Source organism: Exiguobacterium alkaliphilum 12/1, from assembly GCF_000714435.1.
GTDB classification, from domain to species: domain Bacteria; phylum Bacillota; class Bacilli; order Exiguobacteriales; family Exiguobacteriaceae; genus Exiguobacterium; species Exiguobacterium alkaliphilum.
Window position 1 is genome coordinate 1 of sequence record NZ_JJMW01000062.1, and the last position, 13,872, is coordinate 13,872.

General features: G+C 47.6%; 9 protein-coding genes. All 9 read right to left on the minus strand.

Translation table 11 applies throughout. The features are described from left to right. Positions 1-376 precede the first annotated feature (376 nt). Positions 377-2,695 (minus strand): DUF927 domain-containing protein, encoded by a 2,319-nt coding sequence (locus RT52_RS12495; RefSeq protein ID WP_034817786.1) that lies wholly within the window; start codon positions 2,693-2,695, stop codon positions 377-379. 640 nt (positions 2,696-3,335) lie between these two features. After that, on the minus strand, positions 3,336-4,130 hold the full coding sequence (locus tag RT52_RS12500; RefSeq protein WP_081852714.1) for a tyrosine-type recombinase/integrase: 795 nt from the start codon (positions 4,128-4,130) through the stop codon (positions 3,336-3,338). A 346-nt stretch (positions 4,131-4,476) separates the two neighbouring features. Continuing rightward, on the minus strand, positions 4,477-4,737 hold the full coding sequence (locus tag RT52_RS12505) for a hypothetical protein (protein WP_034817787.1): 261 nt from the start codon (positions 4,735-4,737) through the stop codon (positions 4,477-4,479). A 79-nt stretch (positions 4,738-4,816) separates the two neighbouring features. Further along, positions 4,817-5,119 carry a hypothetical protein gene (locus tag RT52_RS12510; RefSeq protein WP_034817788.1) on the minus strand — a complete coding sequence of 101 codons (303 nt, stop codon included), beginning with the start codon at positions 5,117-5,119 and terminating at the stop codon, positions 4,817-4,819. Positions 5,120-5,308: 189 nt separating this feature from the next. Next, entirely contained in the window at positions 5,309-8,017 is a 2,709-nt protein-coding gene (locus RT52_RS12515; protein ID WP_156028817.1) for an Ig-like domain-containing domain, read from the minus strand. Positions 8,018-8,691: 674 nt separating this feature from the next. Next, a complete protein-coding gene (locus RT52_RS12520; RefSeq protein WP_034817789.1) occupies positions 8,692-11,352 on the minus strand; it encodes a S8 family peptidase in 2,661 nt (886 codons plus the stop codon). A 109-nt stretch (positions 11,353-11,461) separates the two neighbouring features. Next, complete coding sequence (locus tag RT52_RS12525; RefSeq protein ID WP_162174544.1) at positions 11,462-11,863, minus strand: hypothetical protein; 402 nt, start codon at positions 11,861-11,863, stop codon at positions 11,462-11,464. Between the two features lie 55 nt (positions 11,864-11,918). Further along, complete coding sequence (locus tag RT52_RS12530) at positions 11,919-13,226, minus strand: Ig-like domain-containing protein (RefSeq protein WP_034817791.1); 1,308 nt, start codon at positions 13,224-13,226, stop codon at positions 11,919-11,921. A 162-nt stretch (positions 13,227-13,388) separates the two neighbouring features. Beyond that, positions 13,389-13,763: a nuclear transport factor 2 family protein gene (locus RT52_RS12535; RefSeq protein WP_034817792.1), complete on the minus strand. Its 375-nt coding sequence runs from the start codon at positions 13,761-13,763 to the stop codon at positions 13,389-13,391. Positions 13,764-13,872 lie beyond the last annotated feature (109 nt).

Consider the following 13,872-nt stretch of genomic DNA (forward strand, 5'->3'; position numbering starts at 1 on the left):
ATATTGTCTCAAAAATTTAGGTTAGCCCAATATCCCCGAATCGTCTCACGACTTTTCTTTTGGAAGACAAGGGACTCGACGAACGCTTCGATGGCTTCTTTCATCGTAATATTTTGATCCAATCCGTACTGAGTAAGAATATGAGCATTCATTGGTCGAATTCCTTTCGTGACGCGTACTTTACGCCATTTATTTTGTATTTTGGACTAGAAGACCAGACCGATAAGAAGGAGCGGACTCCTTCTCAATCATCGGAATGGGTACAGCGATAGCAACAAGCTACTGGGTCTCGTACACTGGATGGACTGCATCCATCTGATCCAGATGTATTCGGGATGAGCGATACCAAATAAGAAAAGGTGTATGACGCTATCCATCAGTTGTCGAACTCGAATTCATCTTCATCCGGTGGCGTTTCGAGTTTAGGCTTCTTCTTGACAGTAGAATGCACAACGTTACTCCGGATTTCAGGCTTTTTACGGAAGACACTATGGGTGACTCCTGATGGATTCAGTTCGCCTACCGTCATCTCGGAAATATATTCATCCAGAATATCTTCTTCGATTTTGAATAAATAGCACGAATCTTCTGACTTTTTTACCTTCTTTTCGGTCATCTTCTCTCGTAACTTTTCTTCCTTCTCCTCAAAGATCCGAATACGACGTTCGTTACGATCACTCTCTCCGATGATCCATCCCCGTTCTCGCCACTCCCGTCCTAGTACGGTCGTACTTGGGTATCCATCGGTTGTCATCCAGTTCTGAACGATATTACGAAGAATCGCTACTTCATAATGCGTTCCTTTTTTGATGACTTTACCGTAGATGGCTGTCCGATCTGGTGTCTTCCCTTTGATTTTGAAGTGGTTCAAGTTCTTAATCACCAATTCCTGAATCGTATGATAGGCGTTCAGGGCAATGTCAAGATCCTTCGTTTGTTCCAAGAAAGAATCAATCAACATCTCATCGATTCGTGTCATCCCTTCGTGCAAACTCTTACGCGCAACATCGAAGGTATCCGGCATCGCTTCTGCCAGGAGTTCAAGTGCAAGGGAGACGACTGACAGCATGTTCGTTGCTCGATCCCGATAAGCGGAAGAAGGCAATTGGTTCCGGAACTGCTCCCGTCGTTCGTCAAAACGTTCGCTCATCTGGATCGGATTTTGACGGAGAAGATACACAGCAAGCGTCACACCGAGGTGTCCGTGATAGGACTGAATCATCCGGGAGACCTGTTCGGCAATCGCGGCATTCGGCATGAAGTCGAGATTGATGAATTCGAGGTAACGAATACTGACACCAGCACTCTTGAGTTCGGTTTTCTTCATCGCATTTTGTCGGATACCTTGCTCACCCGTTGATAGGAAGACGGTACTCCAATCCCCTCCTTGTCGAGTTTCCATGTCACCGTTCAGTCGAAGACGTTCCTCCCCTTGTGACAGCTCATAGATGATGTTCGTCATGCTGCCTTGGAAGGTACTTGCCTCATCCAGAATCATCGCTAGTCCATAGTTCCGGTTCGCGAGATTGATGATGGCATTCTTCGTTGAGACCCACGAAACAGATAATGGTTGCTGGTAGGGATTACCGTTCATCGAGACTGCCAATCGAGCGGCGGTCGTCTTTCCTCGGGACGAGTTACTGTGCAAGTGAATCAGGAAAGGCATCAGGTCCGGTCGTGTCAGACGAAGGTAACCGAGTAAGATGCTTGATACACCAGCACCCATCATCAGACGGATCGTATCGTATTCGAGGAGTGGGGTCAGTTCTTCCATATACGCGGATAGATCCCCTTTGATGTCAATCGCCTTCTCATACTTCTTCGAGATTTCACTTGGTTTCAGGACCACTTCATCGGTGTCATGATCATAAGACAGGAATCCAGGAACATGTGCGAACGTATACGCAGGACGATCTGTCATGCCATCTCGTAACACCCATCCGACAAAGTCATGACGATAACGGGGATGCAACTGACTCGCCGATACCATCAGATAGTACGCGATCGTGGCACGATTGGCTTGAGTCGGAAACATCACGACACCTTCTGATAACAGTTGCTCGACACCCTCTTCCGTCAGTTTCTTATTCAGGATGCGGGCTTGACGATACCCTTGGTTCACGGCATAAGTGACTTCAAACTCTCGTAGGTTCGTCCCATTCATTTCTCGGACGCGTTCGACATAGAGACAGGTACAAAATGGGTGATGTTGAACGACGTAATCATCTTTCTCGAAGACGATTCGATAGACACCCTCTTTTCGGACTTGGAAAACCGGATTCCCTTGTCCATCCTGAATGAGGTAAATCTCACCCGCTTCTAGTCCAGCCGCTGTGATCGGTTCCTTCTGTATCGTATACGGATTGAGTACGGTCGGTGCGTCCATACGATCAATCAGAGCTAGTACTGTCGGATAGGCATAGGGAGCTGGAACCGATGGCGATACGGCATCCTCCATAACTTCAGCAAAATCATCGTGCTCTTCTGGAGGTGGTTCGTTCTCCTCTAAACCATCGTTCATAGCTGACTCCCAGCTGGGTGCATCGATCTCGTCGGAAGCATCGTCCGTATCTTCGGAGGTGATATCCTGTGTCTCCATTGAGGAGGTCTCGATGTCTTGTACAGACCCTTCTTCTGACAATTCGTTTACATGTTCTTCCGGTAAATCATTCTGTCGTTTCTCCTGTTCATTCATCTCAGGTCATCCCCTTTTTACCCTTCACGGGTAGATTGAGAGACAAGGAAACTTGCTTCCTCGCAACTCCTGAGACATACACTACAACAAGATAAAAGAATTGAAAAGCCCTAAAAACGGCTCTAAATGGCTCTAAAGAGCAATTTCAAAGACACCTCCAAAATCACTTCTTCCTTTTTTATTCCATTTTGATCATGATTATTTTCTATGGCGCTCCTAGCCTTCCCGTCCGATAAAAATTTTTGAGTAAGGAGCACCCTAGGTAAAAATCTGAGCGTTTTTTAGGTCTTTTTTATAATTTATGGACAAGAAAAAGTTATATGATTCCTTTATCTTACATTGAATGATGATTCATAAATAACAAAAAATTTTTATTTATTTTTCAAATATGCTCAAAAAGGTATCTATCTCATCGATATTGCAACGAAATAGATACCTGTCCAATTTCTTTCAAATCACTTTCAGAAAGTCATCCACGACGGATTTGTTTGATATTGATGACGATACGAATCATTACTCGGATCATAGGATTCATGTCTAGTACCTCCTTCCTTCTCCAAAGATGAAACATCTTCTATCAGAGTTGCTCTACTGCCTGTTGTTTCTATTCTTTCGAAGTCTGGATGTAGTATCGATTCGTCTACTCGATCGAATGATGCCCAAGCAAGCGACTGATGACGGTGATATCAACATGCTTCTGTGTCAATCGTGTCGCGAACGTATGACGAAAGAGGTGTGGATAGAGATGACGACCAACATTGGTATCAAGTGCTCTCAGAACATCCGATAGACCACCTCGCGTCAATCGTTCTCCTCGTTGACTCAGAAAGACATACGGACTCTCTACCGCCTGACGATGCTTCTTTCTGTCCTCTTCCACATACTGACGTATACAACGTAATGTATCTTCGCGTAATGGGACTTCACGGACCTTATCTCCCTTCCCATGGACTTCGATGCTTCGTCCTATCCAGTCAATCTGCCACAAGCGTAGCTCGACTAGCTCACTTGCTCGAAGTCCTGCATACAATAAGAGATGAATCAGCGACTGGTTCCGATAAGACAGGGACGGTAGGACTTGTTGTACCCGCCGAAATTCTTCTTCCGTCAAGACGTCGACCTGATGACTTCCCTGTGCCACCTTGATCCGGTCACTCCAGTAAATCCATCGTCGATCCAGCTTGCCTTGTGCCATCAGAAAGTCATTGTAGGCAGTCATCGCATTGAGGAACTTATTGATCGTTGCTGCCTTTCTTCCTTGATCGAGAAGCCATTGTTTGTACGACAGGATATCCTCTCGTGAAGAAAACGTTCCTCGTCCACTGAACTTCTCGACTTCTGCGACATAGCTAGCAATCGTACTCGGTTGGCGTCCTTGTTCATAGAGGAATCGTCGGAAGGATTCGCGTTCCCCGTTTGCTATTCCCGATATCATGGGTCCATCCCCTCTCGATTATTTTCGGGGTTTCGGGGGTAAGAAGACGAAAATTCCCGAAACTCCGTTTTTTTAGATGAAGATACATCTCCATATCCTATGAAAACAGAATCGGGGAACGGGACATCTCCCCACCGTTCTGCTGGGCGTCTCTTCGAAACTCCCAGCAGTTCTACTTTTGTCTTCTGTTCCTTGACTGAACATCTACCGAAACAGTTGGTATACAACACTTCTGTTCCTGTCTTTACTCCCAGCAGTCTTAATGAACAGTCAGGAGTCACAAACAAGAATACTTCCACAACGTGCTAAGTCGAGTCCCAAAACAAGACAAATAAAAAAGACCTTCTCATTCGAAAAGCTCTACGACACGTTCTAGATATTCGACATAAGACTGAATGACCAGCCGGTCATCTTCGTCCATGATGTTTTTGATACTTCGTTGGACGCGCGATCGATCGACATGGATGACGTCTTGTACGACATCCTCTAACACTTGCTCGATGACATCTTCTTCGGTTAATAATTCTCCCTCATAACAATCTAGCGTCTCATCATATTGACGATAATAATCTTTTCCTCCAAGCACTACTCGATGATATTTTCGCATTCTGATTTCCTCCTTCGGCATTCTTCACGGCATCGCATCTGTTATATACACTTAGTGTAACCATTCCTAATCATAACTTCTATTCGTCGTATAGTTCGTAGGCAATTGTTCTTCCATCACACATCCATACCTCATAGATCAACCGATAGGTAATCGGATTGTAGCCCATTCCAGCCATCCATTCCTTTCCGTCCTCTTCGACATACACGAATGTATCGAACTGTAGAGGATCAGGAAGCAACAAAAGATGTTCTGATGGAACGATAGCCGGATCGATCTCCGAATGCTCGAACAGATATGACTCCATCCCGACTTCGTCGACGGCTACTACTTTACCAAACAGTTGCTTGATCCGAACGACAAACCCGATTCTTTCATCCAAAGTAACCTCTCCTTTCTCCAAATAAAAAAGAGCATTCACTCCGTATTGGAATGAATGCTCTTAGTAAAGTCATACAAAATAATAATATATATTTGAAACTAATTCAAAAACCCTCTCATGCATAAGCACAAGAGGGTTGAATGGAATAGGCAAATCCATTCTATATTAATCCTTTATAGGGAGGATTAATTACTTAGAGACCGTAATTTCTTCTTTTTGAGCAACGTTGTTAGCATCAAAGATGTTAGCTTCGCCATTTTCACCCAATTTAACTGTAGATACGCTCTTAACAGCAATAGCATCAGTTACTGTAAGGACAATTTTACCGTCTTCAGTGACTGTGTAATCAGAGAATGTAACAACATTTCCTTTAGAATCTAACAATTTCAATTCATCAGCGATAGCATCTACTTTTGTTGCCGGGGCTACAGGAGCTTCTGCAGTTACTTTGACAGCTTCAGAGTAAGAAAGAGTTAACTTAGTCAAATCAGTTGCTACGATTGACTTAAGTTCTGGAGCAGTGTTGTCCTTGATATCTACTGTTACAAATTTAGATTCAGAAGTTTTACCATCAAGTGATTTAACTCCAGTGATACGGAATCCAGCTTTCGCATCATTAGCTTTTACGAATCCTTTAGGTAACTCGATTTCTACTTTTGTTTGGTAGTCGTTGTCACCTACATTACCAGCTAAAGTAATTTTTGTATCAGCAGGTAATGTAACACCGTTGATTGTGTAAGCTGAAGGGTTGAGAGCAGAACCATCACCGACAACAGCAACTTTAGTACCGAAGTCTACAGCCAGCGTGTTAACTTTGTTTTCAACGTTAGTTGCTGAAACAATCGCAAATGAAGTTTGAGCTGGTGGAACGATATCGTTAATTGTTACAGAGAAGCCATACTTAGCAGATTTATTAGCAACTAATGCATTATCAGTTACGAATCCTTCTGGTAATTCAAACGTATACTTGCTAGATACAACATTCGCTTTGAATGAGAAAACAACTTTCTTAGAGTCTTCTTCATCAATTGTAGGAGCGTTGACTACATCATTAACAGCAAGGATTTCACCTTTAGCATTAACTACTTTTAATCCAGTCAAAGATTGTCCTTTTACATCTTCAGTATAAGTTAAAGCAAATCCAGTTACTTTACCGTCTTTGTCTTTTACTTCTTCTACTTTAGAGACTGCTGGTGCAGTTGCATCTTTAGTTACTGTAGCTGTTTTTTCGATTTTAACGAGGTTAGTGTTACCAAGTGAATCTACAAGTGCTTTTTCAGCAAATTTCAATGTAACAACGTCAGAATTTCCTGTTTTGAATAGGTACTGATCGTTAAGAGTGATGATGTATTCTCCATCTTTCTCTCCAGCGTCTACCGACTCAATGATTGATGTAGCAAAAGTTCCTACTGTTGCAGATAGCATAGAAGATTTTTTAAGCTCAGCGATATCAACTTTTTTAGAAAGTGTCAATTTAAGCTTATCTTCTGAAATAGCTACAACGCTAGAGACCTCTGGTGAAACATTATCTACCGAAACTGAAAGAGGAGCAACTTGTACGTCTTTGATGTTTCCAGCAAAGTCAGTAGCATTGATTACTGTAACATCATACTTTTTCGAAGCGTCAAGTGGTTGTGCGAAAGTAATAGTCGCTTCTTTACCGTCTAGAACAACATTGTAGTTAAGACCATCGATTTTGATCGTATCTACAGATTTAACATTCTCATCGAAAGTAACAACTACCGATTTGATACCATCTTTAACGTCTTTAACAAGAGTAGTAGCTTTGACAAGTGCAGGTGCAACTTTATCATCTACAGAAACTTTAGCGTTAATAGGCTTAACGAAAGTACCTTTTACATCTTTAATCATTTCGAAAGGAACTTTGACTGTGTAGTCACCTTTGAAAATTTTAGTGTTAGCTGTAGTAAGCGTTAAAGTCATACCATCAGTGCTGAGTTCTTGCTTGATAGCACCAGTTTCGACAGCGCCTGATCCAGCTTCAACTTTAATCAAATCTTCGTTATCAACTTTCAACGTTTTAGCATCAATAGCCTTGTTGAAGTGTACTTCAACTGTTTGAGCGTTAATCGCCTTTACTTCTTTAACCATTGGCGCTTCAACTGCGAAGTTTACAGCATCAGTCTTCACTTCACCAGAACGAAGGATGAATGAGTGGTTACCAACTGGAAGATCTTTAGCAGAAGCCGTTACAACACCTTCTTTAACTACTGCATCGATTGCGATTGCTTTCGACTCATCTTTACCTGGGAAGATTACGAGTTCAACTTTCTCGCCATCTTTAAGGTTTTTCACGTCAGCAGAAACAGAGAGTGTATCTCCTTCAACTTCTTGCTTAACGTTTGAAAGTTCTACTTTAGAAGCAACAACTTTATACTTAACAGTCTTCGTAACAGTTCCGAACGCTTTGTTTGCGTAAGTGAACGTTCCTTCGAACTCACCAACTTTGTCCGTGTTGAAGCCAGCGACTGCTACAGGTTTAGCGTAGTGGTTACCATCTGCGAAGAGAACTGGTTGGACGCGAAGTCCAGAAGCAGGAACACCTTGCTCGAGGACGATTTCGCCTTCAGGCTGGATGTCTTGTGCGTAGTTCAAGACGCGGACGCGCTTTTCGACTTTGAGGCCTTGTCCTTTGACGAAACCTTTCGCCGTTTGGAACACGCCGAGTTTGTTCATGTCGACTGAAGATTTGTACCAGTGGATCTCGCCACCGTTGTACGATTTGTCGAGTGCCGCGTCAAGGTTACCTGCGCGAACGAAGTCTGATGAAAGACGTACCGTTTTTGTTGCTGCGTCTGCTGTGATTGCAGGCGTTACTGCTGATGCTGCTACTGCGAACGCTGCCGCTGCAGTAACGAATTGTTTCTTCTTAGCCATCTGATGTAAATCCTCCCTTGGGTAGATAGGTTTCTTTCTACCGTCCTTGCCCAGCCGATCCTCGTCGATGTCACGTGTCCATAACAATGCAGAAAGTACTAATGATTATGTAACCGACCCTTCCAAAGACCGAGCGTTCTCCCCCGGTAGAAGCTTTTCAAGGTGTGACCCTTGAACAATTTACCAAGACTGTTCTTGGAAAACCTTACATCCATAATATACATAACACTTCCAAACGACACAAGCGTTTTTTTTCGTAAAAATGGTAACGTTTTTGAATTTTGGAGATTTTAGTTTAATTCACTTTCTAGTTTACCTTATTTGGAAATGTCGAATTCCGTCGTTTTTTGTTGATTTAATCGGATTTATCGGTTTTTTCAATAGACAAATCTTATTTTTTCTATTAATTGGAAACTTGTTTTATTTTACATTCACTTTTTTCGTATACCCATTTCAACCCTCTTTGATTTCCAATCAATAAAACATTGACCTCTTTATAAAAACCATTCCTATCCACAATACCAGCTCGTTCATCCAATCTAAGGAAGTTTAGCGTCGAGTTACTCGCTTAGGTCTTTTCGCACATCCACCCTGATTCGCCTGTTCAGATGTGGTAGGACTTCTGACGCACAAAAAAACGGGCACATCTCGGATGCACCCGTCTCTCTTCTATATTACTGAACGGTCACGTGCGTCATCTTGCCGGCACGTTTCCGCGTGTCCTCGATATGCACCGAGACCTTCTCGCCCTTCTTCAAGGCACGCGTCTTGACGGTGAAGGAACCGTCGACGTTAATCGTCGCCTTGCCGAGTAATTGAAGCTTACTGTTCCGGACGATGACCGTCATCCCGGCATCGCCGCGACCTGTCACTTTCGTCGCGCCTGTACGGGGACGCGTCACGGTCGGCTGGACCGGACGTTTCCCTGATGCGACGAGGATTCGCTCGCCCGTGACGTGCTTGCCGTTCTCATAGACGACACGGAGCACGGATCCTGCTTTTTGTGGTGCCACTTTAAAGGCGGCGACAGACTGTTTCGCTGTCCCTTTGCCGAGGAGCTTCTCGCCACTGTACACTTTGACGACCGTCCCCGACTTCGCCTTCACGCGGAAGACGGCCGCATTGTCCTGTGCGCTCGCCTGTGACGGGTTGATGCGGAGCATCGACTCGGCCCGGAAGACGTTCGCCTTCCCGTAGCCGCTCGTCACGTCATAGTAACGAGGCGGTAACTTGTCCGTCATCTCTAAGACGAACTCAAACCCGTCCCCGACACGCGGGTCATACGGCGCATCACCACCCGAGAAGTTAATCGGATCGGCCGTCCGTTGAAGGAGCGTGCGCATCTGTTCGACGGTGAGTGACGGATGGTGCGACTTCAAGAGCGCCGCGACGGCCGCGACGTGCGGTGTCGCCATGCTCGTGCCGTCCATGTAGACGACGTTGCCGTCCGGGACGAGACTCGCGACTTTCGAGCCCGGTGCGACGACGTCGACGTTCAATCCATAGTTCGAATAGTCCGAGACGATGCCGAACGTGTTCGTCGCCCCGACCGAGATCGTGTATTTCGATGATGCCGGGTACGACACGCGCGACTGTCCGTCGTTCCCTGTCGCCGCGACAACGATGACGCCGCGGTCATACGCATACTTCAACATGTACCCCATCGTCCGGCTCTCGCCGCCGCCAAGGCTCATGTTGATGACTTTCGCCCCCGCATCGACGGCATACTTGATGCCGAGTGCGATTTGGTCCGTCTCGCCTGAACCGCCCGCGTCTAGCACCTTCACCGGAAGGATCGAGACGTTCGGGACGATCCCGCGCATCGAGACGCCGTTGTCACGGGTCGCGCTGATGACTCCCGCCACGTGCGTTCCGTGACCGTGGTCGTCAATCGCATCTCCTTCCCCGTTCGGGTCGACGAAGTTCTTCTCGTTGCGGATATCGACCTTCCCTTTCAAGTCGAGCAAACGATAGTCGACACCCGTATCAAGCACGGCGACTTTGATGGTGCGGTTTGGCAACTTGAGCCCTTCGTAGGCGTCAAGACCGATGCCGGCCCCTTTGAACGGCTTCAGTACCGAGCTTTCGTTGATGGCCCATTGATAGTCGACGTTCACGTCCGATGCGAACGCTTGATACGTCTGTACCGGCTCGATGTATTCGACGTTCGTGTCTTTTTCGAGCGTCGATTTCGCCGTCGCCTGCATCTTCGGTGACGCGTCCTCGACGTCAACGAGCGCGAAATGCTCGCCTGGCGCCCCGATGGCGAGACGCTCGGCCGAGACGTCTTGCATCGCGTTCATCTTGCCGATTGACGTGTTCGGTGACGACTTGTACTTGACGATATAACGCGGTGTGTCAGCCGATTGGATGTTCATGCCGACCTTTCCGAACAAGTCGACAAGCGGTGTGCCCGCGAGCGAACTCATCCCGAGCGCGCCGGCGATTCCATCGACTTCAGCTTGAAGCGCTGCCGGGACACTCGAACGAACGAGTGCATGAAGGCGGTTAATCGCTGCCGCGTCTGCATTCGTGAGCGTATAGCTCTTCTGGTCGACGAGCGCCGTCATGAGCGGGCGGAGCGTCTTCAGGTCCGCATATGCCGCTTGACGTTTCGTCTTGTCGAACGTGATCGTACGAACGACGTACGGAGACGTACGATAATAGAGGGCCGACAGATCACGGCCTTCCGCCGAGCCGTTCAAGACCTCGGTCTGGACGCGGCGAATCAGTTTGAGCATCGTGTCACGCTCCGGTGCCGGTTGGAACACTGATTCGACGGCGCACATGTCGCCACCGACCTGCTCATAGTTCACCGGTAGTTTGACCGGGTTATAGACGAGCTTGATCTTCGAAGCGAACGCGGACATGTCCGGTGTCGTCGGTTCTTCGCCTTCCGTTTGTTCGAACGGGATGTCCATCATCTCCATCGGCATGTACTCGACTTTGATGTAGTACGGCCCCTCCCACGCGTACGGCAACTCAATCTTCGCCGTGCGCGTCTCTTCTTCTTGTGTCGCGCTCGAACGGTAACGTTCGAACGTCTCGTCCTTCGCGGCCATATCGGCACTCGGATAGACAGAGATGTTCGTCAGCTTCGACGCGTCGAGCGTGACTTCCATATGTGTCATCGATGAAACTTGACGTTCCATCTTGAACCAATACGTGTTCACCTTGTCGGTCCCCGTCGTGAATTCGACGGCTTCCCCTGGTGTAAGTAATTTGGCCTCGTTCATCCCTTGCCCGCGATCGGCATACGTGCTCGGTGGCACGATCGATGCGACGAGGACGAGTGCGGTCAACACCGCGATGAGGCGTTGTAACGCTTGTTTCATACTTTCCCCTCTTTTCTAAAAAATTCGAGCATCCCGCTCTAGGTGCTTCTACGGAATATATCGGCTTATGTTTCAAAAATGTAACAAAAAGATTGCATTAATGTTTCGTTCAATCATCAAACGGTTGCTCGTTGTTCAATTTTTTCTTCTCAAACACTTGATTGTTTGACTCATGGTCCGTCACGTCCACGGGGATGCCTGCGACTTTATATAACCTGTACGTGATGACGTTCCCAAATACATCGTGATAGTCGGTCTCTTCATATGTGTAGAACAGACCACCTGATCCCGTATAGCTCATATTTTGGAACTCGAATTGACGGCCGACGACATAATACGTTCGTCTTTCTTCTTTATAATAGATGGTCTCGACACCGTACTGTTTGCGCATATATGTATCATACGAGTTCTCGCTGATGATGTTCAGCGACGTCATGTACCAATTCAAGAACAAGAGAAACACAATCAGTTTGACCCGTCCGTTCCGTCGCTCCGGTGTGACTTCTAGCATCAATTCAACCATCTTTCCTTTCATACGAAAGACCGGTGTCGCCACCGGTCTTTTGTCAATATCCTGCGTATTGGAGCGATTGGATGAACGCACGCTTCTCTGCCCCGACGAGCGGGAACTCGAGGTCGTACTCATAGCCCTCGACCGTCACGACGATTCGGTTCTCGAGACGGACGTGCTGTTTGACGAAGCTGACGAGCTTCGCGTTCGGCTTGAAGAAGTATGTCTCTTCGAGTGTGCCGTCCGCGTACTCCGTATAGCCGACGTCATCGAACGAGATGTTCTGCGTGTACGTCGCCGAGCCGACGCGGATTCGGAGCTTCTCGAACTCGATTGGCTCACCGTCCTCCGCATAGTAGCTGAGCAAGAAGTGGAGGTTCGCCTTCGACGGATGACCGAGGAAGACCGGCGCGAACGTCTCGTCGTAACGTGTCGACGTATCGGCTCGGAACACTTCCTTATGGAGTGTGAGACGCATTCCTTCCGATGTCACGCGGTGGAAGTTGTTGTAAAGCGCATGTTGCACCGTCGCCGTGGCCGGTGTGCTCTTATTGCCAGCACCGTCACGGATGACGAGCGACATCTTTTGCCCGATCGGTTGTTTCGGGATTTTGACGACAAAGTTCCCTGTCGACATGACCGGTGCCGAGTACGTTTTCGTCCCGACCGTCACGAGTGCCGTCGCATACGGTTCTGCCTTACCAGCAACACCTGTCGACGTCGTCGTCACGGCTTGCGTGATTCGACCAGGCTTCGGCGCGTAGCGGTCCGTGACGACTTTCGTCTTCACGAGGTCGCTCAACGCACCTTTCGTCGACTTCGCCTGCACCGTGATTGGCGTGCCGACCGGTTGGAGCGTAATGTGACGACGGTAAATCCCGTTCGCGTCAAACTTCGACGACACCGTCGTGTTCCCGATTGTCAAGACGAAGCTGAGTCCAGGCTCGCCTTTCACTTCGAGGGCACGCGATGAGTTCGTGACCGGTTTGACGACCGGTGTTGCCGGACGTGCAGCCGGGTCTTCGGCGACGACGACACGCGTCACGTCACTTGCGTTGCCGCTCGCATCGACAAGGCGAACCTCGATCACTTTACCGACCGATTGCGGCGCCATGTTGAACGTGGCCAGTCCACCCTCGAGTACCGTCCGGACATACGTCTTTCCGTTGATGACGATTTCCGCCTTGGCACCGACCTCACCTTCAATCGTGAGCGATGTCGAGGTATGAAGCGGAGCCGACACGACTGGGGCCGTCGGAGCCGTGACGTCCACCGTCGTCGAAGCCGACACGTAGGCCGGGGCGAAGCCGCCGAACACGAGTGTGCCGGCTAGGAAAAGTGCTAAGTATTTGGGTTGTTTCATCTTGAATGATTCCTCCTAAAAATTGTATCGCAACAGTCAACAGATTTAGTTTAATGGATTATTTTAAAAATGGGTACATATTTTTCTAATTTAAGTGTATATTTTTCATTTTATGATTCACTCAATAAAAAAGGCACCTCCGTATGGAGATGCCTGTTCAAATCATGTCTCGTGAATCATCGTCGCCTGTCCGCCTTGCCAGAGCCATTCCTCGTTTTCTTTGATGTAGAGATGTAGCGCCCAAAAGCGTCCTTCGTACGCGTTCGTCCCGAGGATGAAGCGCTCTTCGAGGAGGAGTTGGACGACGGCGATCTCGCCTTTCACCGTCTCGTCGAACGTCACCGTCTCTTGGGTGATCCATTGGACCGAGGCCGGGTCTACGAACTGATCTAAGAACGTCTCTTTATCGAACTGACGGCCGCTCGAGTCGACATAACGGAACGAGTCGTGCATGATGGCACGCATCGCTTCGAGGTCGCCTGCCGTCTGTAGTGCGGCCCGGTCGTCAGAAAGTTGTTTCAAGTTGAGTGTTTCCATGGCTGTACCTTCCTTTCAGCGTCCATCATATCATAAATCGCTCTTCTGTTCTGCGCTTCCTTTCGCTCTTTACCCGTCTGAGCCGTGACTCATTCCTCGACAGCGCGAA